At 62.2% G+C, this 26,663-nt stretch carries 24 protein-coding genes; 15 read left to right on the top strand and 9 right to left on the bottom strand.

The window, feature by feature from the left end:
• Positions 1 to 28: 28 nt before the first annotated feature.
• Positions 29 to 745: a DUF2076 domain-containing protein gene (locus GDV60_RS23580; protein ID WP_070994179.1), complete on the bottom strand. Its 717-nt coding sequence runs from the start codon at positions 743 to 745 to the stop codon at positions 29 to 31.
• 169 nt (positions 746 to 914) lie between these two features.
• On the opposite strand from GDV60_RS23580, the gene GDV60_RS23585 reads away from it, so the two are divergent.
• Entirely contained in the window at positions 915 to 1,577 is a 663-nt protein-coding gene (locus GDV60_RS23585) for a YciC family protein (protein WP_070994180.1), read from the top strand.
• A 72-nt stretch (positions 1,578 to 1,649) separates the two neighbouring features.
• The gene (locus GDV60_RS23590; RefSeq protein WP_029292198.1) at positions 1,650 to 2,738 is read left to right on the top strand and encodes an endonuclease/exonuclease/phosphatase family protein; all 1,089 of its coding nucleotides are present in this window, start codon (positions 1,650 to 1,652) and stop codon (positions 2,736 to 2,738) included.
• A gap of 142 nt (positions 2,739 to 2,880) precedes the next feature.
• Here GDV60_RS23590 and hrpB read toward each other — a convergent pair whose 3' ends face one another.
• Positions 2,881 to 5,388, bottom strand: a complete 2,508-nt coding sequence (gene hrpB, locus GDV60_RS23595; RefSeq protein WP_092230606.1) for an ATP-dependent helicase HrpB — start codon at positions 5,386 to 5,388, stop codon at positions 2,881 to 2,883.
• Between the two features lie 167 nt (positions 5,389 to 5,555).
• Between hrpB and GDV60_RS23600 the strand changes: the two genes are divergently transcribed.
• Positions 5,556 to 5,975 (top strand): hypothetical protein, encoded by a 420-nt coding sequence (locus tag GDV60_RS23600; protein WP_029292202.1) that lies wholly within the window; start codon positions 5,556 to 5,558, stop codon positions 5,973 to 5,975.
• 15 nt (positions 5,976 to 5,990) lie between these two features.
• Complete coding sequence (locus GDV60_RS23605) at positions 5,991 to 6,884, top strand: cation diffusion facilitator family transporter (protein WP_029292204.1); 894 nt, start codon at positions 5,991 to 5,993, stop codon at positions 6,882 to 6,884.
• Here the strand turns inward: GDV60_RS23605 and GDV60_RS23610 are convergent.
• A complete protein-coding gene (locus GDV60_RS23610; RefSeq protein ID WP_104910963.1) occupies positions 6,881 to 7,879 on the bottom strand; it encodes a DUF6515 family protein in 999 nt (332 codons plus the stop codon). The genes GDV60_RS23605 and GDV60_RS23610 overlap by 4 nt on opposite strands.
• A 417-nt stretch (positions 7,880 to 8,296) precedes the next feature.
• On the opposite strand from GDV60_RS23610, the gene GDV60_RS23615 reads away from it, so the two are divergent.
• Complete coding sequence (locus GDV60_RS23615; RefSeq protein ID WP_003176264.1) at positions 8,297 to 8,776, top strand: Lrp/AsnC family transcriptional regulator; 480 nt, start codon at positions 8,297 to 8,299, stop codon at positions 8,774 to 8,776.
• Positions 8,777 to 9,272: 496 nt separating this feature from the next.
• On the top strand, positions 9,273 to 9,482 hold the full coding sequence (locus GDV60_RS23620; RefSeq protein ID WP_029292208.1) for a DUF2788 domain-containing protein: 210 nt from the start codon (positions 9,273 to 9,275) through the stop codon (positions 9,480 to 9,482).
• Here GDV60_RS23620 and GDV60_RS23625 read toward each other — a convergent pair.
• The 4 genes from GDV60_RS23625 to GDV60_RS23640 all read right to left on the bottom strand — a co-directional run bounded on the left by GDV60_RS23625 (position 9,477) and on the right by GDV60_RS23640 (position 15,920).
• Positions 9,477 to 10,112 (bottom strand): pseudouridine synthase, encoded by a 636-nt coding sequence (locus tag GDV60_RS23625; RefSeq protein ID WP_029292210.1) that lies wholly within the window; start codon positions 10,110 to 10,112, stop codon positions 9,477 to 9,479. The genes GDV60_RS23620 and GDV60_RS23625 overlap by 6 nt on opposite strands.
• A 70-nt stretch (positions 10,113 to 10,182) precedes the next feature.
• Positions 10,183 to 11,682, bottom strand: a complete 1,500-nt coding sequence (gene amn, locus GDV60_RS23630; RefSeq protein ID WP_169851182.1) for an AMP nucleosidase — start codon at positions 11,680 to 11,682, stop codon at positions 10,183 to 10,185.
• 136 nt (positions 11,683 to 11,818) lie between these two features.
• The gene (locus tag GDV60_RS23635) at positions 11,819 to 13,465 is read right to left on the bottom strand and encodes an acyl-CoA dehydrogenase family protein (RefSeq protein WP_159908899.1); all 1,647 of its coding nucleotides are present in this window, start codon (positions 13,463 to 13,465) and stop codon (positions 11,819 to 11,821) included.
• An 88-nt stretch (positions 13,466 to 13,553) separates the two neighbouring features.
• Positions 13,554 to 15,920 carry a 7TM diverse intracellular signaling domain-containing protein gene (locus GDV60_RS23640; RefSeq protein WP_159908901.1) on the bottom strand — a complete coding sequence of 789 codons (2,367 nt, stop codon included), beginning with the start codon at positions 15,918 to 15,920 and terminating at the stop codon, positions 13,554 to 13,556.
• Positions 15,921 to 16,206: 286 nt separating this feature from the next.
• Here GDV60_RS23640 and GDV60_RS23645 point away from each other — a divergent pair, with 286 nt between their 5' ends.
• The 4 genes from GDV60_RS23645 to GDV60_RS23660 all read left to right on the top strand — a co-directional run bounded on the left by GDV60_RS23645 (position 16,207) and on the right by GDV60_RS23660 (position 19,727).
• Positions 16,207 to 17,004, top strand: a complete 798-nt coding sequence (locus tag GDV60_RS23645) for a hydroxymethylpyrimidine/phosphomethylpyrimidine kinase (protein ID WP_038443553.1) — start codon at positions 16,207 to 16,209, stop codon at positions 17,002 to 17,004.
• 18 nt (positions 17,005 to 17,022) lie between these two features.
• Positions 17,023 to 17,646, top strand: coding sequence for a thiamine phosphate synthase (gene thiE / locus GDV60_RS23650; protein ID WP_029292218.1), 624 nt, complete (start codon positions 17,023 to 17,025; stop codon positions 17,644 to 17,646).
• Between the two features lie 17 nt (positions 17,647 to 17,663).
• Positions 17,664 to 18,947: a glutamate-1-semialdehyde 2,1-aminomutase gene (gene hemL / locus GDV60_RS23655; protein WP_133714651.1), complete on the top strand. Its 1,284-nt coding sequence runs from the start codon at positions 17,664 to 17,666 to the stop codon at positions 18,945 to 18,947.
• Between the two features lie 225 nt (positions 18,948 to 19,172).
• Positions 19,173 to 19,727, top strand: a complete 555-nt coding sequence (locus tag GDV60_RS23660; RefSeq protein ID WP_029292222.1) for a tetratricopeptide repeat protein — start codon at positions 19,173 to 19,175, stop codon at positions 19,725 to 19,727.
• Between the two features lie 118 nt (positions 19,728 to 19,845).
• Here the strand turns inward: GDV60_RS23660 and GDV60_RS23665 are convergent, their stop codons facing one another.
• Entirely contained in the window at positions 19,846 to 20,172 is a 327-nt protein-coding gene (locus tag GDV60_RS23665) for a DUF1820 family protein (protein WP_003215457.1), read from the bottom strand.
• Positions 20,173 to 20,304: 132 nt separating this feature from the next.
• On the opposite strand from GDV60_RS23665, the gene miaB reads away from it, so the two are divergent.
• The 5 genes from miaB (at position 20,305) to lnt (ending at position 25,740) form a co-directional block, all read left to right on the top strand.
• On the top strand, positions 20,305 to 21,633 hold the full coding sequence (gene miaB, locus GDV60_RS23670) for a tRNA (N6-isopentenyl adenosine(37)-C2)-methylthiotransferase MiaB (RefSeq protein ID WP_159908903.1): 1,329 nt from the start codon (positions 20,305 to 20,307) through the stop codon (positions 21,631 to 21,633).
• Between the two features lie 237 nt (positions 21,634 to 21,870).
• Positions 21,871 to 22,875: a PhoH family protein gene (locus tag GDV60_RS23675; RefSeq protein WP_029292238.1), complete on the top strand. Its 1,005-nt coding sequence runs from the start codon at positions 21,871 to 21,873 to the stop codon at positions 22,873 to 22,875.
• Positions 22,868 to 23,326, top strand: coding sequence for an rRNA maturation RNase YbeY (gene ybeY, locus GDV60_RS23680; protein WP_029292240.1), 459 nt, complete (start codon positions 22,868 to 22,870; stop codon positions 23,324 to 23,326). The genes GDV60_RS23675 and ybeY overlap by 8 nt, the downstream gene beginning before the upstream one ends.
• Before the next feature lie 42 nt (positions 23,327 to 23,368).
• Positions 23,369 to 24,208, top strand: a complete 840-nt coding sequence (locus GDV60_RS23685; protein ID WP_005791724.1) for an HlyC/CorC family transporter — start codon at positions 23,369 to 23,371, stop codon at positions 24,206 to 24,208.
• An 8-nt stretch (positions 24,209 to 24,216) separates the two neighbouring features.
• The gene (lnt, locus tag GDV60_RS23690; RefSeq protein WP_092230644.1) at positions 24,217 to 25,740 is read left to right on the top strand and encodes an apolipoprotein N-acyltransferase; all 1,524 of its coding nucleotides are present in this window, start codon (positions 24,217 to 24,219) and stop codon (positions 25,738 to 25,740) included.
• 141 nt (positions 25,741 to 25,881) lie between these two features.
• Here lnt and GDV60_RS23695 read toward each other — a convergent pair whose 3' ends face one another.
• A complete protein-coding gene (locus GDV60_RS23695; RefSeq protein ID WP_159908905.1) occupies positions 25,882 to 26,643 on the bottom strand; it encodes a YdcF family protein in 762 nt (253 codons plus the stop codon).
• Between the last annotated feature and the right edge of the window lie 20 nt (positions 26,644 to 26,663).

Raw genomic sequence — 26,663 nt, forward strand, 5'->3', positions numbered from 1 at the left:
GCGACAACGCGCCCCGATTCAGTGAGTGTCAGACGAAGGAGTCGTCGTCGCCAAAGTAGGAAGAATCATCGGCATAACCACTGTCGGCGAAGCTGTCAGTGCTGTCATTGCCCGCGAAACGTTGCTCGTCATTGCCCCAACCGCTGTTGTCACTGGCCGGTGCCGGCTCTTCGCGGATGATCTCTTCCACCACCTGCGGCTGCTGGTTATGGCTGAACAGGCTGCTGATGCCTTGGGCCAGCATCACACCACCGGCCACGCCGGCTGCGGTTTTCAGGGCGCCGCCGAGAAAGCCGCCACCGGCGGGCGCTGCCGGCTGGGGTTGCTGATAATTCTGTTGTGGCGCAGGCGCGCTGTTGAAGCCCGGCCGGCTCGGCTCGCGCCAACCGCCCGCGCCAGAGGCCGGCGCGCTGGGCGCAGGCTGCGGTTCGCGGGAGCTGCCACCAAAGATGCTCGACAGAAAACCACCACCGCTCGCGGCCGGCGGTGCTGTCCGGGTGCGTTGCAACTCATCCTGCAACTGCTGAATTTGCTGCGCCTGCTGCTTGTTCTGCGCATCCAGGCTCTTGATCGCGGCTTCCTGCACCAGAATCGCCTGGGTCATGAAGTACCCGGCGGCTGGTTGGCGAGTGATGTGCTCCTTGATCCGCGCTTCTGCCTGGGCGTCGCGGGGGGCTGAATCCGTTTCGGCTTGCTGCAACCGTGAAAACAGTCCATCGATCAGGGTTTGCTCTTCGCTGTTCATGGCGACCTCGTTAGATTGCCGGTAAAAATCTGCGTCCCGCCCGCAATGGGCAAGGTACGCCACCAGTAATGGGGCTGGGCCGCGGCGTTTCAATGGTCTTTACCCAAGGTTTACGTTTGTCGGTGATCAGTTAAAGTGTCTGCTGCTTTTTTGGCCTGTGATGACTTTGATGAATCCGTTGACCGTTCTGCGCGACTCTTTCTATTTCTTCCAGCGCAACCTGGGCGCCATCGTGCAGTTGTGCCTGCCCTTGGTGATCCTGGAAGCCGTACTGCAACAAGTGCTCGATCGCACGCTGGGCCCGGAGGCGTTCACCGGCTACAGCATGATCGTCGGGCTGCTGGTGTATCCGCTGTACACCGCCGCGTTGATCCTGTTCCTCGACGCCCGCAGCCGTGGCGAGTCGCCGCGCACCGCCGACGTGCTGGCCATGGCGCTGACCCTGTGGCCTCGCTATGCGCTACTGACCGCCATGAGCACCTTGCTGATTCTGCTGGGGCTGTCGCTGTATTTCCTGCCGGGGCTATGGCTGATGGTCACCCTGGCCTTCGCCGAATACCTGCTGGTACTGCGCGGCATGCCTGCGCTGGCCGCGATGAAGGAAAGTTTCCGCCTGACCCGCGGGCATTTCCTGCGCATCCTGATCTGCCTGTTGTGCGTAATGACCCCGCTGTGGCTGCTCAAGGGCGCCAGCGTCGCGGCCTGGCCCGACCTGCAGAACCCGCTGCTGGCGGTGCTGATCGACAGTGCCCACAGCTTCTTGCAGTTGTTTACCAGCGTGGTGCTGTTCCGCCTGTTCATGCTGATCGCCGGTGATGCAGACGCCCGTTAACATGGTCCTTGGGCTCCCGGCTGCCGGTCGGGTATGCTCCGTGCCTGTCCTGCAGCGCCATAAGGCGAGCCGATGAACCGTTTACTGCGTACAACCCTGGTAGGTCTGCTGATTCTGGCTGGCGTGCTGACCGCCCTGGTCTACAGCCTGACCTGGCGCCCCGCCGACAAACAGACCTTGCCCGTAAGCTGCGTCGCCCCGCGCGCGCCGACGCTGCTGCCCGGCCAGGCGCTCAAGGTGATGACCTGGAACGTGCAGTACCTGGCGGGCAAGAACTACGTGTTCTGGTACGACACCCCCGACGGCAGCGGCCCGGACGAGCGCCCCACCATCGAAGACATGGCCTCCAGCCTGGACGAAGTGGCACGGGTGATCCGTGACGAACAGCCAGACGTACTGTTGTTGCAGGAGCTGGACGAAGGCGCCAAACCATCCCACTACCAGGATCAACTGGCGCTGCTCCAGGAGCGTCTGGTGGACCTCTACCCTTGCAGCGTCCAGGCTTTCGACTGGAAAGCCGACTTTGTGCCCGACTGGCATATCTTCGGCAGCGTCGGCCGCAAGCTGGTGACCCTCAGCCGCTACCAGATCGAACACGCCGAACGCCTGCAACTGCCCGTGGCCTCGGCCAACCTGCTCAGTCGCCAATTCCAGCCAAAGCCTGCGTTACTGCTCAGTTACCTGCCGTTGAGCGACGGCGGCCAACTGGCAGTGCTCAACACCCGCCTGGACAATGGCGCACCCGGCCATAGCGCGGTGCGCGAACAAGTGCAGGCAACCATCAAACTGCTGGATAAATTCGAAAGCCGAGGCACGCCGTGGCTGATTGGCGGGGATTTCAACCTGTTGCCGCTGGGGCAATTCCTGCGCCTGGACCCTGGCCGACGCGGGCAGTACTCACCGGACAGCGAACTGCATCTGCTGTGGGACAAATACCCGATGGTCCCCAGCAACAGCCAATCCAGCGGGATTGACCGCGCCCAGTGGCTGACCCACTTCCCCAACGACCCGGGCCTCGATGGGCCGGATCGCACGGTGGATTATCTGTTCTTCAGCCCAAGGCTGAAGAAGGTCGAAGCCAGAGTGCGGCAGGACGATACGTTGCGTATTTCCAATCATTTGCCGGTGATTGCGCGGTTCCTGCTGCCTGCGGCGCAATAGCAAACACCCCCAAACCCAATGTGGAACAGGGTTTGTGTAGGCGCTGGCTTGCCTGCGATAGCGGTCTGTCATCCAGCACCTGGCTAACTGACCCACCGCCATCGCAGGCAAGCCAGCTCCCACAGTTAGATCTTGATCGGGATTACTTGCGCGGTTTGATCCGCGCAGTCGCCTCTGCCACCAAGGGGTCATCCGGCCAGTAATGCTTGGGATACCGCCCCTTCAGATCCTTCTTCACCTCGGCGTAGGTACTGCGCCAGAAGTTCGCCAGATCCTGGGTCACCTGCACCGGCCGCCGTGCTGGGGACAGCAGGTGCAACTTGACCACCTGCCGCCCACCGGCGATGCGTGGGGTGTCGGCCAGGCCGAACAGCTCCTGCAAGCGCACCGCAAGAATCGGCGGCTGTTCACTGTAGTCCAGGCGCACCGATGAGCCCGAAGGCACTTTCAAATGATGGGGCGCCAGTTCGTCCAGGCGCTGGGGCAGCGGCCAGGGCAACAGGTTATGCAGGAAGCTGGAAACATCCAGGTTGGCGAAATGGCTCAAGCGCGAGACCTTGCCCAAGTACGGCATCAACCAATGTTCCAGGCTGGCGAGCAAGGCGCTGTCGCTGACGTCGGGCCACTCACTGGGCTTGCCGGCATCCAGTTGACGCAGCAGCATGACGCGGGCCTGCCACTGGCGCAGTTCGGGGGTCCAGGGCAGCAGCTCCAGGCCCTTGCGCCGCACCAGGTTGACCAGCGCCTGGCTGCGGGCGGACTCGTCCAGGCCCGTCAGCGGCTCGCGGCTGAGGATCAGCTCACCGACCTTGCGCTGGCGTTCAGCGCGCAGCACGCCCTCGCGCTCATCCCAATCCAGTTGATCGAAGCAGCGCACTTGCTCGGCCAATACCGAATCGAACAGCGCCGGATCAAAATCCGCGGCCAGGTAGATCCGCTCTTCACGCTGGCCCTGCCGGCTGCCCAGGTCGGCAATCACCAACCATGCTTGTTTCATCAGGCTGTCGGCCTCTGCAAACAACGCGGCGCGACCGTTGGCCAGGCGATACTCCGCACCGCCCGCACGACGCTGCTGCGCCACCCGGTCCGGGTAGGCCAGCGCCAGCAACGCCCCAAGCCAACGCGGGTGATCGGGATCGGCCACCGGCTGCTCGGCCTTGCCTCTCAGATAGCCGCGATATTGCCGGGCCAACTGCCTGGCCCGCTGTACGCCACCCTGGGTGCCACGGGCGCGCTCCTCGCCGGACAACAACGCCAGGCGACTGTGCAAGTCCGCACCGGCGCCACGCAAGATGTCGCGCTCGCCCAGTAGCGCGGCAACATCACACGCCATGTTCGCCAGCCCCAGGTCCTGCCCCCGCAGCAACAAATGCGCGATGCGCGGGTGCGCCGGCAGGCTGGCCATTTTCTGCCCGTGGGGAGTCAAGGTCGCGTCCTTCAACGCGCCCAAACGTTCCAGCAAATCCTGGGCCTGGGCATAGGCGGCGGTGGGCGGGACATCAAGCCAGACCAACTGCGTCGGCGTCACGCCCCAGCGCGCCAGTTGCAGGGCGAGGCCGGCCAGGTCCGCCGAGAGAATTTCCGCGCTGCCATAGGCCGCCAGCGCTTCATGCTGGTCTTCGGACCACAAGCGATAACACACGCCTGGCTCCAGTCGCCCGGCCCGGCCTGCGCGCTGGGTAGCACTGGCACGGGAGATGCGCTGGGTGTCGAGACGGGTCATGCCGCTACCGGGGTCAAAGCGCGGTACCCGCGCCAGCCCGGCGTCGATCACCACTCGCACGCCATTGATGGTCAGGCTGGTCTCGGCAATGTTGGTGGCCAGCACCACCTTGCGCTTGCCGGCGGGTGCCGGGTCGATAGCCGCCCGCTGGGCTGTCAGGTCGAGCTCGCCATGCAACGGGCAGAGCAGCACATCGCTGCGCTCACCGAGGGCGTCGGCCAGTTGTTGATTGACCCGGCGAATCTCCGCCTGCCCCGGCAGGAACACCAGCACGCTGCCGGTTTCGTCGTGCAGGGCTTCAAGGATGGTCTGCACCAACCGTGGCTCGATAAACTCACCGGGCTGGAATGGCCGCCCCCAGCGCATCTGCACCGGGTACATGCGGCCTTCGCTGCGCAGGATCGGTGCGTTGTCCAGCAGACCCGACAAGCGTTCGCCTTCGAGGGTGGCAGACATGAGGAGGATTTTCAGCGGCTGCTCGTCGCGAAACAACTCGCGGCCATTGAGGCTCAGGGCCAATGCCAGGTCGGCGTCGAGGCTGCGCTCATGGAATTCGTCGAAGATCAGCAAGCCCACGCCATCGAGTGCCGGATCATCCTGCAGGCGGCGGGTGAGGATGCCTTCGGTGACCACTTCGATACGGGTGTTGGGGCCGACCTTGCTGTCCAGGCGGATACGGTAGCCAACGGTCTCCCCGACCTTCTCCCCCAGTTCACTGGCCAACCGCTCGGCGGCGGCACGGGCGGCGAGCCGGCGGGGTTCAAGCATCAGGATGGTTTGCCCGGCCAGCCAGGTTTCATTCAACAGCGCCAACGGCACCCGCGTGGTTTTACCGGCGCCGGGCGGTGCTTCGAGCACGGCTTCATGGCGCGTCGCCAAGGCTTTACGCAAGGCGGGTAAAACATCATCGATTGGCAACGAATTCATACTGGCTCCAAGGCAGAGCGGCGAGTATAACGGCGAACTGCTGGATATCGGTGGAGTGCCGCCTCCAATTGGAATGCGACTAAAAGTAGGCGCTGGCCCCCACATTAGAGGGGTGGCGCGCGGTAGATCTGCTTTATAGTCACCCCATACAAGTTCAGGAGAATCCCATGCGTATTGCTTCCCGTGTCATCGGCGGTGTTCTGGCCGTCACCCTGTTGAGCCAACTGACGGCCTGCGGTTCGATTTTCTATCCTGATCGCCGTGGCCAGATCGACGGCAAGATCGACCCGGCGATTGCCGTGCTCGATGCGGTCGGCCTGCTGTTCTACGTGATCCCCGGCCTGATCGCCTTTGGCGTGGACTTCGCCACCGGTGCGATTTACTTCGAACCGGGCAAGAGCGCACAAGTGGCCCCCGAGAAGCTGCAAGAAGCCATCGGCGCCGACGGCAAAGTGGATAACACCAAGCTGCAAACCATCATCGAACACGAAACCGGCCGCAGCTTGCCGCTGGACGACCCACGCCTGATCCAGTTCAAGGGCAGCGTGCAACAACTCGCGTCTCTGGGCCTGCAACCTGCCGCGTAAGGATTTGACTGCCCCATGAGCACCAGCACCGAACACGCCCGCCTGTTGCGCCTGGCCACCCGCGCTTCGGTCGGCGTGGCCAGCATCCTGATTATCGGTAAAGCCGTCGCATGGTGGTTCAGTGGTTCGGTGAGCATGCTCGCCGGGCTGACCGATTCGCTGCTCGACGGCGTGACGTCGCTGCTCAACCTGCTGGCGGTGCATTACGCGCTGCGCCCGGCGGATGACGATCACCGTTATGGGCATGGCAAGGCAGAATCCCTGGCGGGCATGGCCCAGGCGCTGTTTATCGCCGGCAGTGCAGTGTTGATCGCCTTCCAGGCTTACCAGCGTTTGCAGCACCCGGAACCGGTGGGCGCGCCATGGCTGAGTATCGCGGTGATTGTGCTGTCGCTGGCGCTGACCGTGGCGCTGCTGATCTTGCAACACCGGGTGATCCGCGAAACCGGCTCGAACGCGGTGCGCGCTGACTCGCTGCATTACCGGTCGGACCTGCTGCTCAATGGCAGCATCCTCCTGGCGCTGGTGCTGGCGGCTTTTGGCTTGCATCAAGTCGATGCCTGGTTTGGCCTGGGGATCGCCGCCTACATCTTGTGGAGCGCGATCCAGATCGCCCGGGAAAGCTTTGCCGTGCTGATGGACGAGGAACTGCCGGCCGAAGTCAGCCAGCACATGCTCGAACTGGCCCGTGGCGTGCCCGGCGTATTGGGTGCCCATGATTTACGCACGCGGATTTCCGGCAACCACTGGTTTGTACAGTTGCATCTGGAGTTACCGGGAGAGTTGAGCCTGTCGGTGGCCCACGGCATCAGCGACCAGGCCGCCGATGCCATCCATCAGGCCTACCCTCGGGCCGAGGTGCTGGTGCACGCCGACCCGCTGGAAGTGGTCACCGGCAACAAGGCTTAGTAGGTCACCTGATAGCCGCGGCTGCCCAGGCAGTTGCCCTGGGCCTGGCGGTAAGTTTGCACCACCGCTGGCGCAGGCGCGTAGGTGACGGTCTGCGGGTCGAAGCCACTCTGCTGCACCGCCCAGCGATAGCAATCGTAACCGTCCTGCTGCACCTGGGCAGGCGATTGACCGTTGGCGGGATAGGCCACCACGTCATACCCATTGCCCTGGGGCGCCGGCTGCGGAGGCAGGCTGGCCACCGGTGGTTGCACCACCACGTACTGCTGGGTACTGCTCTCGTAGCTGTAATAGGCGCCAGCAGCGAGGAAAAACAGCGCGCTGCCTACCCACACTTCCCGCGCATAGTCCGGCAGGTAATGCACACGAATCCCGTAGGGTGGCGCGACCACTACATAGCGCGGGCCTTGGGGCCGATACCAATAACCACCCGAGAAGAAATAATCCTGGCCGCGATAGGGCACGCGGTAATTGCGGTCGGGGAAGCGGTCCACCGTGTAGCCCGGCCGATATTGCGGGCCGGGCCCCCAGCCATTGCCATGCCCGTCGGGGCGGCCTGGCCAGCGGTTGTCATTGGGGTGGCCGTTGTAGCCTGGGCGCGAGCCGGGGCCGCCGGCTTGCCAATGCGGGTTGCCGTCGTTGCGCCTGGGAATGTCACGGTAATTGCCCTGGCGCGGCTCCTGGGTCTGGCCTACGGAATCGGGCCGGCCCTGGATTGGCAGGTTGCTACCGGCCTGGGGCGCCGGGCGTGGTGCTTCGTGGCCTTGCGGACGAGCCTGCCACTGGCCATTCTGGCCACCGCGCTCACCCTGCGGGCTTGGCTGGATGTGTTCCGGGCGCGGCGGGTTGGCTGAATGCCCTCGCTCTCGCTGCCCGTCACCGCCCTGCGGGCCTTGCCCCTGCCGTGGTGAGTTGTCTCGTTCGTCGGCCATCAACTGCGTGCCGAAGGTGACCATCAACACCCCTACACCTGCCAAACGCCAGATGCGCTTCATGCTATTCCTCACTGCGGATTAGGGCCTGTGCATGAGACTGGAAAAGCCGGGCCCGGTTCTGCAACAGGTTATCAGTCGCCAGAACAATTTTCGCCGGCAAAAGAAAAGGGGCGACCCGTCGGTCGCCCCTTGAGAACTTCGTCCTGGCTCAACGCTTATGACGTTGGCTCACCTCACGCCGTCTTGTGGACAGTGTGCAGCCCGGGGGCCGGCCCAACCCGGTGGGGTTGGCGGGCCGCAGCCGGCCTGATTGGGCGGGCTGCAGTGGACTCTATGTCCGGGCAGTGATTCTGTTGGTAATCATAGGCGTGAGGCGCCGACAGATGATTGCGAAGATTGCGTCAATAAACAGTGCTTGCGCAATTTTTAACCCTGGATAGATAATTCACAGCAATAGTTACGACAAAGGCCATCCCCATGAGCAAACTTGACCGATACGACCTGAGTATTTTGGCGGAATTACAGCGCGACGCGAGGATCTCCAACCAGGAGCTGGCCGAGCGGATCGGCCTGTCGCCGTCACCCTGCTCGCGCCGGGTCAAGCAATTGGAAGACGACGGCTATATCTCGCGCCAGGTCGCCCTGCTCGACCGCAAGATGCTTGGCCTAAGCCTTACTGCCTACGTGTTGATCGGCATGGACCGACACACCCCCGAGCGTTTCGAGAACTTCGAAGCGGCCATCCGCACCTTGCCGCAAGTACTGGAATGCAGCCTGGTCACCGGGATGGATGCCGACTATCAGTTGAAAGTGGTGGTGCCGGATATGGATCACTATCAGAAACTGCTGCTGGGCCACCTGACCCGGATTGAAGGGGTGACCAGCGTGCGCTCAAGCTTCGTGCTCAACCAGGTGCTTAACAGCACCGAGTTGCCGTTGACTCACCTGCGTACCTAAGACTCACCACCCAACCCATGTAGGAGCAGGCTCGCCTGCGATAGCGGAATTTCAGTCGCTGATATGCCAGCTTCAGTCCGCTATCGCAGCATAGGTATCTACACAACTTTGCCGCAACGCCTAAATCCAGGCAGATAGCGCAGTTGTGGCGAGCGGGCTTGTCGGAACGCCGTATCGCCCGCGCTGGGCTGCGAAGCAGCCCCAAAACCAGCCGCTGCGGTGTATCTGGTACAACGCATTCGGCTTATTGGGGCTGCTTCGCAGCCCAGCGCGGGCGATACGGCGTTCCGACAAGCCCGCTCGCCACAGGAGAGCTCGTCAGTTTCTGAAAGTTATGTAGATACTTATGGCTATCGCAGGCAAGCCAGCTCCCACATTTTGAGCGCGCTCAGGCAGTGACACCTGGGTGCGACGCACCGACGCAGGTCAACGTTGCACCTGCCGTCTTGCCTTATACTGCGCGCCTGCCTTTGTCGGAAACTGCCCAATGAATTCGATTGACCCCGTGCTGTTTGAAGAGTGGATGATGACCGGACTGGTCACCCTCCTGATCGTTTTCATGGGCTTTATCGTCTGGGACCTGGCGAAGAAATCCAAAGCCGGGCGCTTTGGCTCGATGATTCTGTTCTTCGTGCTGGGCCTGGGCGTGGCCGCGTTTATCATCAAGAGCGTAGTGATCGGCCTGATCGAATCCGGGGCGTTATAAGCGCGCCGGCACTTCGCGGTATTGGCCCTGGTCCAGGCCTTCAATCGACCAATCACCGATTTTCACCCGCACCAGGCGTAAGGTCGGCAAGCCCACGGCGGCGGTCATGCGCCGCACCTGGCGGTTGCGCCCCTCGCGAATCACCAGTTCCAGCCAATAGGTTGGCAGGTTTTTACGAAACCGCACCGGCGGGTTGCGCGGCCACAGTTCTGGCTCCTCCAGTCGCCGGGCCTGGGCCGGCAGGGTCATGCCGTCGTTCAACTCCACCCCCGCGCGCAGGCGTTGCAGATGCTCCTCGGTGGGCTCGCCTTCCACCTGTACCCAGTAGGTCTTTGCCAGTTTGTGCTTGGGGTCGGCAATCCGCGCCTGCAACTGGCCATCGTTGGTCAGCAGCAACAGGCCTTCACTGTCCCGATCCAGGCGCCCGGCGGGGTAGATGCCGGGGATATCAATGAAATCCTTGAGGGTCGCGCGCCCGCCTTCGTCACTGAATTGGGTCAGCACGTCGAAGGGTTTATTGAACAGGATCAACTTCGGCTCGGCCGGCGGCGCCTTGGCGACACGGCGAGCAGCGGCATGTGGAGGTTTCACGCCAGGGCGGCGCGAGTCGGGACGGGCAGGACGGGACATGGCAACGGAATATCTAACGGTCAGGACCGACCATGCTAGTGGCCTGACCGTTAAATAACCACCCTGCTATTTAGCGGAACGGCGGCTCGTCAAAGCTGCGCAGTTTGCGCGAATGCAACGAGTTGAGCTCGGTGCGCAACAAGTCCACCGCCTCGATGCCGATCTTCAAGTGCTGGCTCACGGCCCGCTCATAGAACGCGTTGGCCGAACCTGGCAACTTGATTTCACTGTGCAGCGGCTTGTCCGACACACACAGCAAGGTGCCGTAAGGCACCCGCAAACGGTAGCCTTGCGCGGCGATGGTGCCGCTTTCCATATCCACCGCCACCGCACGCGACAGGTTGATCAACGGCCGTTCCTGGGCCCAGCGCAGCTCCCAGTTGCGGTCGTCGTAGGTCAACACGGTGCCGGTGCGCAGGCGTTTTTTCAGCTCTTCGCCCTTCTCGCCGGTGACGTTGGCCGCCGCTTGCTGCAACGCCATCTGCACTTCAGCCAGCGCCGGGATCGGGATGTTCGGCGGCACCACGCGGTCGAGAATGCCGTCGCGCCGCATGTAAGCATGGGCCAGCACATAGTCGCCGATGGTCTGGGATTGGCGCAGGCCACCGCAGTGACCGATCATCAGCCAGCAATGGGGACGCAACACCGCCAAGTGGTCGGTGATGTTCTTGGCATTGGACGGGCCGACACCGATGTTGACCAGGGTCACGCCATGGCCGTCGCTGGCCTGCAAGTGGTAGGCCGGCATCTGATAACGGTGCCAGACCACGCCTGCGGCAATGGCAGACGCTTCGCCGTGGTCCATGCCTTTTTCGATGATCACGTTGCCCGGCAACACCATGCGGATAAAGCGTGGGTCGCTGCGCAATTGTTCCAGGCCATGGACGATGAACTGGTCGACGTAACGGTGGTAGTTGGTCAGCAGAATCCACGGCTGCACATGCCGCCAATCGCTGCCGGTGTAGTGCACCAGACGGCGCAGGGAGAAATCCACGCGGGCCGCATCGAAGAGCGCCAGGGGCAGCGGATCGGTGTTTTCCCAGTCATACAGACCATCGGCGATACCATCGGTGGCGGCGGACAGATCGGTGCTCGGGAACACCCGCGCCAGGGTCGCTGCGGTCACGCCGGAGCCGGCCAACTCGTCGCCCTGCTCCACCACGTACGGGTACGGGATATTCTGCTGGCTGACGCCCACCTCCACCGTCACGGTGAAGTCGTGCATCAGTGGCACCAGTTGTTCCAGCAGGTATTTGCGGAACGCCGCCGGATGGGTGACGGTGACGCTGTAGGTGCCCGGCAACTGCACCTTGGCGTAAGCGCGAGTGGTCTGTGGGACTTCGCCATGGCAGTGGTAGGTCAGCCGCAGTTCGGGGTAGCGAAAGAGCGCACGTTGTGCGGCGTCGGGCTCGACGCGATCCTTGAGGTATTGCTTGAGAGCCTGGTTGAGCGCGCCGGTGGCTCGCTCATGCAGAGCTGCCAGCCGATCCACGGCCTCTTCGGCGGTTTGGACGACAACAAAAGCTTCGGTCACGGTAAGCATCCTGTGTTCTGACGTGCAGGCCTTCATCTTGCCTGCATCGCCGCCAGACGCAAACTCTGAATTGGCATGCCTGGTTATCCACAGGCTGACCTAACCACCTCTGAATTGGAATACGTTCAAATGTGGGAGCAGGCTTGCCTGCTCCAATTACATGGGATCACGTTTAGGCAGGGGTTGAGCGGGCGACGATGGCCTGCACATCCACACCCCGTGGCAAGGTGCCATACACCCGCCCCGACGACTCACCCAACCGACTGCCGATAAACCCATCGCTGACACTGGCGTTGCCCGCCTCCAGCAACAACTTAGCCTGCAACGCCACGGCGATATCCTCAGTCAGTTGCCGCGCCCGGTACTGGATGTCCTGGGTGTCCATAAACGCCGACTTCAATTGCTCGATATGCCGCGCCAGGCGCTTATCGCCATGCCCATCGCCCAATTCGACGAACAATGTCTCCAGCACCCCTGGCTCTTTCGACAACGCCCGTAGCACGTCCAGGCATTGCACGTTGCCAGAACCTTCCCACGTTGAATTGACCGGTGCCTCACGGTACAGGCGCGGCAAGATGCTGTCTTCGACATACCCGGCGCCGCCCATGCATTCGGCGGCTTCGTTGATCATGGCCGGCGCGCGCTTGCAGATCCAATACTTGCCCACGGCCGTCACCAACCGGGCGAACTTGGCTTCTTGCTCATCCCCCAGATGGTCCAGCGCCCGGCCCATGCGCAGGCTCAAGGCCAGGGCCGCCTCGCTTTCCAGGGCGAGATCGGCCAGGACGTTTTGCATCAAAGGTTGTTCACTGAGCACGCGCCCACCGACCGAACGATGGGCACAATGATGGCTGGCTTGGGTCAGGGCCTGGCGCATCAAGGCGCTGGAACCGACCATGCAATCGAAACGGGTCATGGCAACCATTTCGATGATGGTCGGCACGCCACGGCCCTCTTCGCCGATCATCCAGGCCAGGGCGCCCCGGAATTCCACTTCGCTGGAGGCGTTGGAGCAATTGCCGAGTTTGTTTTTCAGGCGCTGGATATAGAACTGGTTACGCGTGTCATCCGGGCGGTGCCGGGGCAGCAGGAAACAGGTCAGGCCCTTGTCGGTCTGGGCCAGGGTCAGGAAGGCATCGCACATCGGCGCCGAGCAGAACCACTTATGCCCCACCAATTCATAAGGCTGGCCAGGGCCGCCAGTACCCACGGGGTAAGCGCGGGTGGTATTGGCACGCACGTCGGTGCCGCCCTGCTTCTCGGTCATGGCCATGCCGATGGTTGCGCCGGCCTTGTGGGCGATGCCGACGTTGCGCGGGTCATATTCGGTGTTGAGGATTTTTGCCAGCCAGGTGTCGGCCAGGTCCGGTTGCAGACGCAGGGCCGGCACGCAGGCGAAGGTCATGGTCAGCGGGCAGCCCGTGCCGGCTTCGGCCTGGCTGTGCAGGTAGGTCAGGGCCGCTCGGGCGACATGGGCGCCCGCCTGGGGATGGGCCCAGGGCAGCGACGGCAGGCCATGTTCAACGGCGGTGCGCATCAGTTGGTGATACGCCGGGTGGAACTCCACCAGGTCAATGCGGTGACCATAGCGATCATGGCTGCTGAACACCGGCTTGTTCTGATTCGCCAGGAACCCGGCCTCCATCAGCGGCCCGCCCGCCAAGGCGCCATAGGCATCGATACGCGCCTCGGCCCAGCCCGCGCCAAAGCGCCGCGACCATTCCTGCAGGGGCAGGTCGAGGCGATACAGATTGGCGCCGTCCAGGGACGGCGGCTGGTTGGTAACGTCGTGGGTTTCGGCGAACTGGTGCAGATTCATGACGGGCCTCCTGATAAAAGGCCACGCTGATTGAGGCCTTGAATTCAGTTAAGCATCGTCACTGCGCTTAAAAAAGTGGCATATGCGCCTAACTGCCGGCGCTTTCGCCCTCTAGCGGGCACAGCAGGCGCCGCTGCAATACGGCCTGCAATAGCTCAAAACGTATTGGTTTGAGCAACTGCTCGGAAAGGCCAATGCCATGACAATGCTGACGTGCGCCGCCCAGGGAGTCACTCAGGCCGATCACTGGCAGTTCAGCGCAGCCGGGCAAGGCCCGGATCTGGCAGCACAGGGAAAAGCCATCCTCGGGCACATCCAGCAACACCGCATCAAACGCCCCATCCTGCAGCATGGCCAGGGCCACGGGGCCGCTGTCTGCCACTTTTACCCGGTAACCGAGCTTGAGCAACATGCCGCGCAAGACCAATTGCGTGACGCTGTTGTCGTCCACCAGCAGTACCGTGCAATCCTGGGGTGCGCGGTGCAGATCCACGGCCCGGGCCGGCTCCGGTGGCACCGCAATGACGGCCACCTCCAACTGGAAACGGCTGCCTTTGCGCGGCTCGGAATGATGGGTCAGCCGCCCGCCGAGCAATTCGATCAACTGCCGGCAGATCGCCAGGCCAATGCCCAGGCCGCCATATTCACGAGTGGTCGAGCCATCCACTTGGAAGAAGCGCTGATACAGGGTCGCTTCATCCAGGTGCGCAAAACCGATTCCGGAGTCGGTGACGATAAAGGTCAGATCCAGATGACCATCAGGCCGCGGCACGCCCACCACCCGCAGGCGCACGGCGCCTTCATGGGTGAACTTGAACGCGTTATCCAGCAGGCATTCCAGGCACTGCATCAGCTTGCCTGCGTCGCCCTCCAGGCGATCGGGCAACTGCCCCGCCACATCGATGGAGAACTCCAGGCCCTTACCTTGGGCATTACCCTGGAATTGCTGGCGCAAGGTATCGAGCACCCCACGCAGGCTGAACACTTGCGCCTGCGCGCTGAGCCGGCCGGCTTGCAATTCGGTGAGGGTGAGGATGCCATTGACCATGCGCATCATGTCCCGCGCCGAGCCGGCGGCGGTGTGCTGGTACTGCGCTAGGTCCCCGGCCAGGGGCACGGTCTGCATCAACTCCAATGAACCAATCACCCCATTCATCGGCGTGCGCAGTTCATGGGTCAGGGTCGCGAGGAATTCGTCTTTCAACTGGTTGCTGTGGGCCAGTTGCTGGTTGAGCACTTCCAGTTTCTGGCTGGCATCAAACAGGATTTGCGCCTGCTGTTCGCGCATCGCGTTGATTCGATCGGCCAGGGCCAGGGACAACAGGGCGACTTCGATGGCCGAGCCGATCTGGCTCGCATACATGGTGAGAAACACATTGGGCAGGTAGCCCAGCACCATCATCGTGTTCACCACCCCGCCGATCAGGAACGCCGACCAGGCGATGATGAAATACCGCGCCACGCGCTGGCCGCAGCACCAGGCCTTGATCCCGGCGACAAAGATGGTCACGGTGAAAACCAGGGCCAGCGCGGTCGCCAGGCGCAGGGCCAGGGCGTAGCTGGTCATGAGCGACAACAACATCACCACCGCCCCCGTGCCCACCAGCACCAGCAGCAACCGGTCCAGCCAACGACTATAGAGGGCGGTGTGCAGGAAGCTGCGGGCAAACAGGCTGCCAAACAACGCTGACGCGCCGATCAGGAACGGCGTCGCCGCATTCGCCCACCAGGGGTTGTCGGGCCAGAAATACTCGACCGCCGCGCCATTCACCGAGAGCTGGTACATGCCGAACGAGGCGATATAGAGAATGTAATAGAGGTAACTGGTGTCGCGCACGCTGAGGTAAATGAACAGGTTGTACACCAGCATGCCCAGCAGCACGCCATAGATCAGGCCCAGCACATAGAGGCGCAGCGGCTGGTCTTCCAGGTACGCAGTGCTCGACCACAGCGTCAACGGCGCCTGGATCGAACCTTCGCTCTGCAGGCGCAAATAGAGTGTTTTCTGTTCACCCGCCTTGAAGTCGACAGTGAACAGGTAGTTGTTCTGGCGAATCTCACGGCTGGCAAAGGGCAATGCATCCCCGGTACGCCCGGCCAGGCGATAGCCACCGGCATCGTCAGGGACGTACAGCTCCAGATGATCAAGGGGCGGATAGGCCAGCTCCAGCAGCCAGGTGCGCTGGGCCTGGGGATCCTTGGGCAGGTAATGCAGGTCGACCTTGAGCCAGAACGCCGAGCGTGAATAGCCAGCATTGAGGGTGTCTTTATCATGGCGGGTGTAACGAGTGGCCATTAGCGCAGAACGGGCATCGGCAATGGTGACGCTACCACTTGGGTCTTCGAGTACTTGCATGACCCGGCCCAAGGGAAGGCTTCGGGTGGCCTCGTTGAACTCGACGGCGCCGGCCAGCAGCGGCAGCCCACACAAGAGAAACATCAGCAAATAGCGCATAGAGCCCCAGCGTGGCCTGTCCGGTTATGTCAAAAGCCCCCCATTCCTTTTGAGAAGACGTACACCGGCGATACATTAAGTTGTTTGGATCCACTTTAGCATAGCCGGTAAAGGCCAAAAGACACCATTGAAATAATTTTCCGGATGGCTCTAGGACGGGACTTTCAGAGCATAAATTGCTGAAAATGAATGATAGCCCGTAGCCATCTTTCCAAGTATTTCCCCATGAAATACAGGCGCCGCCCGACAGCCACGCAAAAAGCGTTTGGTGGTAAGCTCGCGCACCATGAATATCTACAGCTCTCGTCCCGTTGTCCTCTGTCTCTCCGGCCATGATCCTAGTGGTGGCGCCGGCTTGCAGGCAGATATCGAAGCCCTGCTCGCCCAAGGCTGTCACGCGGCCCCGGCCGTGACCGCGCTGACCGTGCAGAACACCGTGAATGTCAGTGACTTCCGCGTGCTCGATCGTGAGTGGGTATTGGCCCAGGCCAACGCCGTGCTTGGCGACTCCGAAGTCGCGGCGGTCAAGCTGGGCATGCTCGGTTCTACGGTGATGGTTGATACCGTGGTCGAACTGCTACAGCAGCACCCGCACCTGCCGGTGGTCTGCGATCCGGTGCTGCGCGCCGGTGGCGGCGGCAGCCTGGGCAAGGATGAAGTCGGCTATGCGATGCGCGAGCGGCTGTTGCCGTTATCGCTGATTGCCACGCCCAACCTGCCTGAAGCACGCATCCTCGCCGAACTGCCCGATGGCACGGCAGACGAATGCGCCGAGAAACTACTGCCGTTTATCAAGCACCTGTTGATCACCGGCGGCCACGGCGACGAGCATGAGGTGCACAATCGCCTGTACAGCCGCGACGGCACGCGCCGCACTTTCACCTGCCAGCGCCTGCCCGGCAGCTATCACGGCTCCGGCTGCACCCTGGCCAGCGCCCTCGCCGGTCGCCTGGCCCAAGGCGAAGGCCTGGCCAGCGCCGTGGAGTCGGCACTCAATTACACCTGGCGCACCCTGCGGGACGCCGAACAACTGGGCCAGGGGCAGTTTGTGCCGCGTCGCCTGCCACTGGATTTCTGTTCGTAATATCAAGGGGCCTGCTCGATGAAACTACGTGGCCTGTATGCCATTACCGACAGCCAACTATTGGCCGGTAAGTTCCTGTCCTACGTCGAAGCTGCGCTGGAAGGCGGCGTGACCTTGCTGCAGTACCGCGATAAAAGCAGCGACGAGGCCCGCCGCCTACGCGAAGCCGAGGCCCTGCGTGAACTGTGCTCGCGCTACAAGACCCAGTTGATCATCAATGACGATGCCGAGCTGGCCGCGCGCCTGGGCGTCGGCGTGCACCTCGGCCAGACCGACGGCCCGCTGACCCCGGCCCGGGCGTTACTGGGGCGCAATGCAATCATCGGCTCCACCTGTCATAGCCAGATCGAACTGGCTGAACAGGCCGCGCGCGAAGGCGCCAGCTATGTCGCCTTTGGCCGCTTCTTCAATTCCAGCACCAAACCCGGCGCCCCGGCAGCCACCCTCGAAATGCTGGCCCAGGCCCGCGCCCGCTTGCAGGTGCCGATCTGCGTGATCGGCGGCATCTCCCTGGAGAATGCTGCGCCTCTGGTGGAGCACGGCGCCGACCTGCTGGCCGTGGTCCACGGCCTGTTCGGTGCCGACAGCCCCCAGGAAGTGACGCGCCGCGCCCGCGCCTTCAACGAACTCCTTAAATCCTGAATTCAGAGAGCCTGCCCATGTCTCGTTCCGAAACCCTGTTTGCCAATGCCCAGAAACACATCCCCGGCGGTGTGAACTCCCCCGTGCGTGCGTTCAAGAGCGTTGGCGGCACCCCGCTGTTCTTCAAGCACGCCGAAGGCGCCTACGTCACCGACGAAGATGACAAGCGCTATGTGGACTATGTGGGTTCCTGGGGCCCGATGATTCTCGGCCACAGCCACCCCGACGTGCTGGACGCGGTGCGCAAGCAACTGGAGCACGGCCTGTCCTATGGCGCGCCAACCGCCATGGAAACCGAGATGGCGGACCTGGTGTGCTCGATCGTGCCGTCGATGGAGATGGTGCGCATGGTCAGCTCCGGCACCGAGGCGACCATGAGCGCAATCCGCCTGGCCCGTGGTTTCACCGGCCGCGACAGCATCATCAAGTTCGAAGGCTGCTACCACGGGCACTCCGACAGCCTGTTGGTAAAAGCCGGCTCCGGCCTGCTGACCCAGGGCGTACCGAGTTCGGCCGGCGTGCCGGCAGCGTTTGCCAAGCACACCCTGACCCTGCCGTTCAACGACATCGCCGCCGTCGAAAAAATGCTCAGCGAAGTCGGCCAGGACGTGGCGTGCATCATCGTCGAGCCGGTCGCCGGCAACATGAACTGCGTGCCACCGGCGCCGGGGTTCCTCGAAGGCCTGCGCGAGCAGTGCGACAAGCATGGCGTGGTGTTGATTTTCGATGAAGTGATGACCGGTTTCCGTGTTGCCCTCGGCGGTGCCCAGGCTTACTACGGTGTCACACCGGACCTGAGCACCTTCGGCAAGATCATCGGCGGCGGCATGCCTGTAGGCTGCTTCGGCGGCAAGCGCGAAATCATGCAGCACATCGCGCCACTGGGCCCGGTCTACCAGGCCGGCACCCTGTCCGGTAACCCGCTGGCCATGGCCGCCGGCCTGACTACCCTGCGCCTGATCAGCCGCCCGGGCTTCCACGCCGAGCTGACCGACTACACCACGCGCCTGCTGGACGGCCTGCAACAACGCGCCGATGCGGCGGGCATCCCGTTCGTCACCACCCAGGCCGGCGGTATGTTCGGCCTGTATTTCAGTGGCGCCGACGACATCGTGACCTTTGACGATGTGATGGGCAGCGATGCCGACCTGTTCAAGCGCTTCTTCCACCTGATGCTCGAAGGCGGTGTGTACCTGGCACCGAGTGCCTTTGAGGCCGGTTTCACCTCCATCGCCCATGGCGACGCCGAGCTGAAGCTGACTCTGGACGCCGCCGAACGTGCCTTTGCCGCACTGAAGTAAGCCAGCCACAACCTGACGTCGCCCGTGGCGGCGTCAGATTTGCTACCTTGCTTACAGAAATTTCCTTCTTTTTTCGAGAAATCACCTGCAATCCGGCAGATAACTTGCCCACGCAGCAGAAAAACGAGTAAAGACTTTGTAAGCAGAGGTCTGCTTATTTCATAATGCGCGCTTATTGGATCCCCACGTGGCTCCACGCGCCCCGTCAGAGGTAAGTCGATTCCCATGAAACGCACCGGCCGCACCCTGGTTCTGGGCTGCCTGTTGCTCCTTCAACCGCTGCTTGCACTTGCACAAGCGGGCGGCAACTCGTTGTTGATCCCAGCGATGGGTCGCTGCACCCTCAATACTCAGCCAGAAAGCCAGGCCGAGGCGCTGAGCGCCTGCCAGACGCTGGCCGACGGTGGGGATGCGCAGGCGCAATACGAGTTGGGCGAATTCTTCTATGACGACAAAAACCCTGCCCGCGACCTGAACAAGGCCTTGAGCTTCTTCGAGAAAGCCTCGTTGCAGGGCCATGCCCAGGCGCAATTCAAGCTGGGCAGCATGTTCTTCCATGGCGAAGGCGTGCCGGCCAATAACGTGCAGGCGTACATCGTGCTGAAAATGGCCGCGGTCAACGGCGCCGAAGACGCGCTGGACACTGCCGACGAAGTCGCCGAACACATGCAGCGCGATGAATTGGAAGTGGCGACCCAGGTGCTGGGCCAGATTTTCCGCAACTACTTGCAGGAATTGCAGAGTGCGGATGGGCGTTCGCCGTTCTCGCCACTGCCCTGACATTATCTAAACCCTTCTGACGCCATCGCAGGCAAGCCAGCCCCCACATTTGAATGTGTTCACAAATCAAAATGTGGGAGCTGGCTTGCCTGCGATGGGCGCGATGCGGTCTAGAAGACTACTTCTCAGGCATCGGCATCGGAAACGGCATGACATTGCTCATGCCCCGGGCCTCGCTGATTTTTGGCGTGCCCAGGCGCTCGACTTCATCGATGCGCACGATCGAATGCATCGGCACAAAACTGCGCACCACGCCTTCGAACTGGGCCTTGAGCTTTTCCTCGCCCGGATCGACGACCAGTTGCGTGCGCTCGCCAAAGACGAACTCTTCCACTTCCAGGAAGCCCCACAGATCACTTTGATAGATCTGCTTGGCGTACATTTCGAACACCTGGCCCTGGTTAAGGAAAATCACCTTGTAGATTGGAGCTTCACGTTTGGTCATGGGGGGTGGGCAGCACATCGGCGGATATAAATGAGGGCGCGAACTATAGCATGGCACCCGATGCACAGTGCTAGGAACCAATGGGCATGCCCCCTATAATGCGCGGTTCTTTACCACCAGTTGACGATTCCCATGGCCAAGAAGCTTTACATCGAAACCCACGGTTGCCAGATGAACGAGTACGACAGCTCGCGCATGGTCGATCTGCTGGGTGAACATCAGGCCCTGGAAGTCACGGCTCGCGCCGAAGATGCCGACGTGATCCTGCTCAATACCTGCTCGATCCGCGAACGGGCCCAGGACCGGGTCTACTCGCAGCTGGGCCGCTGGCGCGAACTGAAACTGGCCAACCCGGAGATGGTGATCGCCGTCGGCGGTTGCGTGGCCAGCCAGGAAGGCGCCGCCATTCGCGACCGCGCGCCCTATGTCGACGTGGTCTTCGGCCCGCAGACCCTGCACCGCCTGCCAGAAATGATCGACGCCGCGCGCATTACCAAACTGCCGCAGGTGGACGTCTCGTTCCCGGAAATCGAAAAATTCGACCATTTGCCCGAACCACGCATCGACGGCCCAAGCGCTTATGTGTCGGTGATGGAAGGTTGCAGCAAGTACTGCACCTTCTGCGTGGTGCCTTATACCCGTGGTGAAGAGGTCAGCCGCCCGTTCGACGACGTACTGGCAGAAATCATCCACCTGGCCGAAAACGGCGTGCGCGAAGTGACCCTGCTGGGGCAGAACGTCAACGGCTACCGGGGCCAGACCCATGACGGGCGCCTGGCGGACCTGGCCGAGCTGATTCGCGTGGTCGCGGCGGTGGACGGTATCGAGCGCATTCGCTACACCACCTCGCACCCGCTGGAATTCTCCGACAGCCTGATCCAGGCACACGCCGAAGTGCCAGAGTTGGTCAAACACCTGCACTTGCCCGTGCAATCGGGCTCGGACCGCATCCTGTCGGCGATGAAGCGCAACCACACGGCCCTGGAATACAAGTCCAAGCTACGCAAACTGCGCGCCGCCGTGCCGGGCATCTGCATCAGTTCGGACTTTATCGTTGGTTTCCCCGGCGAGACCGAGAAAGACTTCCAGCAGACCATGAAGCTGATTGAAGACGTCGGTTTCGACTTCTCCTACTCCTTCGTCTACAGCCAGCGCCCCGGCACCCCGGCTGCCGACTTGCCGGACGAGACCCCGGAAGCGCTGAAAAAGGAGCGCCTGAACGCCCTGCAACATCGCCTTAACCAACAGGGTTTCGAGATCAGCCGACAAATGGTCGGTTCGACCCAGCGCATTCTGGTTACCGATTACTCGAAGAAAGACCCGGGCGAATTGCAGGGGCGTACCGAGAATAATCGGATCGTGAACTTCCGCTGCGATAACCCGACGCTGATCGGCCAGTTCGCCGACGTGCACATCGACGCGGCGCAACCGCACTCGCTGCGCGGCTCGTTGATCAACTGACGGAGCAGATCCGAAGGCAAATGCAGATCAAATGTGGGAGCTGGCTTGCCTGCGATAGCGATGTAACAGGCAGTATCTCTTTCGAACGGGGCGGCCCTATCGCAGGCAAGCCAGCTCCCACAGTGGATCTTCGTTGTTCCTGAGAGCCAAGCCCGTCCATTTAAGTGCTTTCGCACACCGGCGGCTGGCGTTATCCTCTATTTCACCTAAACAGCCAAAGGGCGGCTAAAAGCAACCTTGAACGCACCCATAGCAGAACCCCATCGTTTCCTCCTCGAGCCGTTTGAGGCTCGTCGTTTCGCCAATCTGTGCGGACAGTTCGACGAGCACCTGCGCCTGATCGAACAACGCCTGAGCATCGAGATCCGCAATCGCGGCAATCAGTTCGAGCTCATTGGTGAACCCCAGCACACCACGTCTGCAGAAAACCTGCTGCGTCGCCTCTACCGCGAAACCAAGGGTAGCGAGCTGTCGCCGGAGACGGTGCACCTGTACCTGCAGGAATCAGCCGTGGAAGACCTGGCCAACAACCCGGTGGCCGAAGCCAGCGTGGCGCTGCGTACCAAAAAAGGCATGATTCGCCCACGCGGCTTGAATCAGCAGCGCTACGTCAAGGAAATCCTCGGCAACGACATCAACTTCGGCATCGGCCCGGCCGGTACGGGCAAGACCTACCTGGCCGTGGCCTGTGCGGTGGATGCCCTGGAGCGCGAACAGGTGCGACGCATCCTGTTGGTGCGCCCGGCAGTGGAAGCGGGCGAGAAGCTGGGCTTTCTGCCCGGCGACCTGGCCCAGAAGATCGACCCGTACCTGCGCCCGCTGTACGACGCACTGTATGAAATGCTCGGCTTCGAATACGTGGCCAAGCTGATCGAGCGCCAGGTGATCGAGATCGCCCCACTGGCCTATATGCGCGGCCGCACCTTGAACAACAGCTTCATCATCCTCGACGAAAGCCAGAACACCACGGTCGAGCAGATGAAGATGTTCCTGACCCGTATCGGGTTCGGCTCAACGGCAGTGATCACCGGCGATATCACCCAGGTCGACCTGCCCAAGGGCACCAAGTCGGGCCTGGGCCAAGTCATCGAAGTGCTCAAGGACGTACCGGGGATCAGCTTTACCCATTTCATGCCCAAGGACGTGGTGCGTCACCCGCTGGTGCAGCGCATTGTCGAGGCCTACGAGCGCTTCGAACACCGCGACGATGGCCTGTCGAAGGACAACCGTCGCGATGCTTGAGCTTGACCTGCAACTGGCCACCCAAGCGCCAGCCCCCAGCGAAGCACAGTTCCGCCAATGGTGCGCACTGGCCCTGCGCCAGCGCACCGCCGACTCGGAACTGACCATCCGCCTGGTGGATGAGCCTGAAGGCCGCGAGCTGAATCACACCTGGCGCCAGAAAGACTACGCAACCAACGTGCTGTCGTTCCCCGCCGATGTACCGGATGAATTGCTGGATATCCCGCTGCTGGGTGACCTGGTGATCTGCGTCGAGGTGGTGGAGCGCGAGGCAAAGGAACAAGGCAAGGCCCTGGAGGCCCACTGGGCCCACCTGGTCATGCACGGCTGCTTGCATCTATTGGGTTACGACCATATAGATGATGAAGAAGCCGAAGAAATGGAAGCACTGGAACGAACGTTGCTTGCAGAGTTGGGTCATCCTGATCCCTATGCGGACGACGAACACTAATCGACACTCAACTGAAACAATCAAGGATTTAGAGTAATCGCTATGAGCGAAGACCGATCGAGCAACGGGCAAAAGTCATGGCTGGGTAAACTGACCCAGGCTTTTGCCCACGAGCCGAAAAACCGCCAGGAGCTGCTGGAGCTGCTGCGCGAGGCCCATCAGAACAAGTTGCTGGACAGCGAAGCGCTGGCCATCGTCGAAGGCGCCATCCAGGTGGCTGACCTGCAAGTCCGGGACATCATGGTCCCGCGCTCGCAGATGATCAGCATCAAGGCGACCCAGACCCCACGGGAATTCCTCCCGGCCGTGATCGACTCGGCGCACTCGCGCTACCCGGTGATCGGCGAAAGCCATGACGACGTCATGGGTGTCCTGCTGGCCAAGGACTTGCTGCCGCTGATCCTCAAGGAAAACGGCGACAGCTTCAACATCAAGGACCTGCTGCGCCCTGCGACCTTCGTGCCTGAGTCCAAGCGCCTGAATGTGCTGCTGCGCGAATTTCGCGCCAACCACAATCACATGGCCATCGTCATTGACGAGTACGGCGGCGTCGCCGGCCTGGTGACTATCGAAGACGTGCTGGAACAGATCGTCGGCGATATCGAAGACGAACACGACGTCGAAGAAGACAGCTACATCAAGCCGCTGCCCAGCGGGGATTTCCTGGTCAAGGCGCTGACGCCGATCGAGAACTTCAATGAGTTCTTCGATAGCGAATTCTCCGACGACGAATTCGACACCGTCGGCGGCCTGGTGATGAGTGCGTTTGGCCACCTGCCCAAGCGCAACGAAACCACCGAGATCGGCGCCTACCGCTTCCGCATCCTGAATGCCGATAGCCGTCGCATCCACCTGATCCGCCTGACACCTATTGCCCGCTAAGGACTGATATGCGCCGTCTCACCGCACCCGGCTGGCCCGGTAACCTGCTGGCCGTGGTGGCCGGTGCTATCACCACCCTGGCGCTGGCGCCGTTCGATATCTGGCCGCTGGCACTGGTGGCGGTCGGGGTGTTCTATGCCGGCATGCGCCAACTGACACCACGCCAGGCCTTCGGGCGTGGCTGGTGTTTCGGTTTTGGCCTGTTTGGGGCGGGCACCAGCTGGATCTACTACAGCATCCATCACTTTGGTGGCGCTTCGGTGTTGCTGGCCGGGTTGTTGATGCTCGCGTTCACCGCAGCGATCGCCCTGTTCTTTGCCCTGCCCGCCTGGCTCTGGGCGCGGTGGCTGCGCCGCAACGAAGCGCCCCTGGCCGATGCCTTGGCGTTTGCCGCGCTGTGGGTGGGCCAGGAAGCGTTTCGCGGCTGGTTCCTCACCGGTTTCCCCTGGTTGTACTCCGGTTACAGCCAACTCGACGGGCCGCTGGCCGGGCTCGCGCCGCTGGGCGGGGTGTGGCTGATTTCGTTTGCCCTGGCCCTGAGCGCTGCGCTGATCGTCAACCTGCCCCGCATGCTGGCGGCCCGCCGCAACGTGTTTGTCGGCGCCGGCCTGGTACTGCTGGTCGCACCGTGGGCCATTGGCCTGGCACTCAAGCACCATGCCTGGACCAGCCCCGCAGGCGAGCCGCTGACCGTCGCCGCGATTCAGGGCAATGTCGAACAGAGCATGAAGTGGGACCCGGCGCAGCTCAACGAGCAACTGGCGCTGTATCGCGACATGAGTTTTGCGTCCAAGCGCGTCGACCTGCTGATCTGGCCGGAAACCGCCGTGCCAGTGCTCAAGGAGTCCGTCGAGGGCTACCTGGGGATGATGGGCAAGTTCGCCGCTGACCGAAACGGCGCAATGATCACCGGCGTGCCGATTCGCCAGGAAGTGCGCCATGAAAAGCGCTACTTCAATGGCATCACCGTGGTCGGCCAGGGCGATGGCACCTATCTGAAGCAGAAGCTGGTGCCCTTTGGCGAATACGTACCGCTGCAGGATGTATTACGCGGCCTGATTGCGTTCTTCGACCTGCCGATGTCGGACTTTGCCCGCGGCCCTGAAGACCAGGCGCTGCTGCAAGCCAAGGGCTATCAGATCGCGCCGTACATCTGCTACGAAGTGGTCTACCCCGAGTTCGCCGCCAGCCTCGCCGCCCGCAGCGACTTGCTGCTGACCATCAGCAATGACACCTGGTTCGGCACCTCCATCGGCCCCTTGCAGCACCTGCAAATGGCCCAGATGCGCGCCCTTGAGGCTGGCCGCTGGATGATTCGCGCCACCAACAATGGCGTGACCGGCCTGATCAACCCGTACGGGCAGATCACCGAGCAGATCCCGCAGTTCCAGCGGGGCATCCTCTACGGTGAAGTGGTACCGATGCACAACCTGACGCCGTACCTGCAATGGCGCTCGTGGCCGCTGATCATCCTGTGCCTGGGGCTGTTTGGCTGGGCGTTGCTGGCCGGGCGCATGGCCAAGACGGTCTAGGCAGAAAAACACAAAACCCAATGTGGGAGCGGGCTTGCTCCCGAAAGCGGTGGGTCAGTCAAATATCCAATAACTGACCCACCGCTTTCGCGAGCAAGCCCGCTCCCACACAAGCCCACTCCCACATTTTGGTTTGCGGCGTTAACGGTAGAACAGCCGGTAACCTACCTGCCCCACCGCCTCATTGATCAACTGCCCGCTCTGCCAGATCGACTTGAACTCCGGCATCCAGCCACCCAGCGGCCGGGCATTGTCCACACCCAGGAAGCCGACCGGCGCCGGCACTACGGTAAAGCCGGCCTTCTCGAAGCTCCACACCGAACGGGGCATATGCCAGGCCTGGGTCACGAGCACCACGCGCTTGACGCCCTGGGGCAGCAGGATTTCGGCACTCATCTGCGCATTTTCCCAGGTCGTGCGGCTGCGTTCTTCCTTCCAGCGCACGGCTACGCCAAAGTCTTGTTGCATCGACACCGCCATCAACTCCGCCTCGCTGGGCGGCGTGCCATAGTGCAGGCCGCCGGTGGTCAGCACCGGCAACCCCGACGCCTTGGCCAAGCGCGCCGCATACCGCTGGCGTTCAAGGCCGACACCGGTCGGTTGGTCTGCGCCCCAGGCCGGATCGCCCCGCTCGCGACCCGAGCCCAACACCACAATGGCATCGGCCCGTTGCGCCAGGCTGGCCCAGTCGTCCACGGCCAATGGTGGTTCGGTTTCCAGCGCCCGTGCGCCCCACTCCACCATCACCGGCAGGCTGATCAGCCAAATCCCGCCAAACCCCAAGGCAAAGCACAGCCCGGCCAAGCGCGGGCGGCTGCGACGAAACCACCAGGCAAGGGCCAGCAGCAGCAAGAGAATGCCGGGCGGCAGCAATAATTGTTTGATGAAATAACGAATAGGCATCGAGCATCTCCAAAGATGCC

This window comes from Pseudomonas sp. DTU12.1, assembly GCF_009873475.1.
In the GTDB taxonomy this organism is placed as follows: Bacteria; Pseudomonadota; Gammaproteobacteria; order Pseudomonadales; family Pseudomonadaceae; genus Aquipseudomonas; species Aquipseudomonas proteolytica.

What these genes read in the sequence shown, in the direction of transcription:
- hemL (WP_133714651.1), top strand. Translation starts at nt 17,664, where the DNA reads ATGTCTCGTTCCGAAACCCTGTTTGCCAATGCCCAGAAACACATCCCC.
- amn (WP_169851182.1), bottom strand. Translation starts at nt 11,682, where the DNA reads ATGAAGGCCTGCACGTCAGAACACAGGATGCTTACCGTGACCGAAGCT.
- GDV60_RS23645 (WP_038443553.1), top strand. Translation starts at nt 16,207, where the DNA reads ATGAATATCTACAGCTCTCGTCCCGTTGTCCTCTGTCTCTCCGGCCAT.
- lnt (WP_092230644.1), top strand. Translation starts at nt 24,217, where the DNA reads ATGCGCCGTCTCACCGCACCCGGCTGGCCCGGTAACCTGCTGGCCGTG.
- GDV60_RS23580 (WP_070994179.1), bottom strand. Translation starts at nt 745, where the DNA reads ATGAACAGCGAAGAGCAAACCCTGATCGATGGACTGTTTTCACGGTTG.
- GDV60_RS23610 (WP_104910963.1), bottom strand. Translation starts at nt 7,879, where the DNA reads ATGAAGCGCATCTGGCGTTTGGCAGGTGTAGGGGTGTTGATGGTCACC.
- hrpB (WP_092230606.1), bottom strand. Translation starts at nt 5,388, where the DNA reads ATGAATTCGTTGCCAATCGATGATGTTTTACCCGCCTTGCGTAAAGCC.
- GDV60_RS23600 (WP_029292202.1), top strand. Translation starts at nt 5,556, where the DNA reads ATGCGTATTGCTTCCCGTGTCATCGGCGGTGTTCTGGCCGTCACCCTG.
- GDV60_RS23685 (WP_005791724.1), top strand. Translation starts at nt 23,369, where the DNA reads ATGAGCGAAGACCGATCGAGCAACGGGCAAAAGTCATGGCTGGGTAAA.
- GDV60_RS23585 (WP_070994180.1), top strand. Translation starts at nt 915, where the DNA reads ATGAATCCGTTGACCGTTCTGCGCGACTCTTTCTATTTCTTCCAGCGC.
- GDV60_RS23640 (WP_159908901.1), bottom strand. Translation starts at nt 15,920, where the DNA reads ATGCGCTATTTGCTGATGTTTCTCTTGTGTGGGCTGCCGCTGCTGGCC.
- GDV60_RS23635 (WP_159908899.1), bottom strand. Translation starts at nt 13,465, where the DNA reads ATGAATCTGCACCAGTTCGCCGAAACCCACGACGTTACCAACCAGCCG.
- GDV60_RS23665 (WP_003215457.1), bottom strand. Translation starts at nt 20,172, where the DNA reads ATGACCAAACGTGAAGCTCCAATCTACAAGGTGATTTTCCTTAACCAG.
- GDV60_RS23615 (WP_003176264.1), top strand. Translation starts at nt 8,297, where the DNA reads ATGAGCAAACTTGACCGATACGACCTGAGTATTTTGGCGGAATTACAG.
- GDV60_RS23695 (WP_159908905.1), bottom strand. Translation starts at nt 26,643, where the DNA reads ATGCCTATTCGTTATTTCATCAAACAATTATTGCTGCCGCCCGGCATT.
- GDV60_RS23625 (WP_029292210.1), bottom strand. Translation starts at nt 10,112, where the DNA reads ATGTCCCGTCCTGCCCGTCCCGACTCGCGCCGCCCTGGCGTGAAACCT.
- ybeY (WP_029292240.1), top strand. Translation starts at nt 22,868, where the DNA reads ATGCTTGAGCTTGACCTGCAACTGGCCACCCAAGCGCCAGCCCCCAGC.
- GDV60_RS23660 (WP_029292222.1), top strand. Translation starts at nt 19,173, where the DNA reads ATGAAACGCACCGGCCGCACCCTGGTTCTGGGCTGCCTGTTGCTCCTT.
- GDV60_RS23605 (WP_029292204.1), top strand. Translation starts at nt 5,991, where the DNA reads ATGAGCACCAGCACCGAACACGCCCGCCTGTTGCGCCTGGCCACCCGC.
- miaB (WP_159908903.1), top strand. Translation starts at nt 20,305, where the DNA reads ATGGCCAAGAAGCTTTACATCGAAACCCACGGTTGCCAGATGAACGAG.
- GDV60_RS23590 (WP_029292198.1), top strand. Translation starts at nt 1,650, where the DNA reads ATGAACCGTTTACTGCGTACAACCCTGGTAGGTCTGCTGATTCTGGCT.
- thiE (WP_029292218.1), top strand. Translation starts at nt 17,023, where the DNA reads ATGAAACTACGTGGCCTGTATGCCATTACCGACAGCCAACTATTGGCC.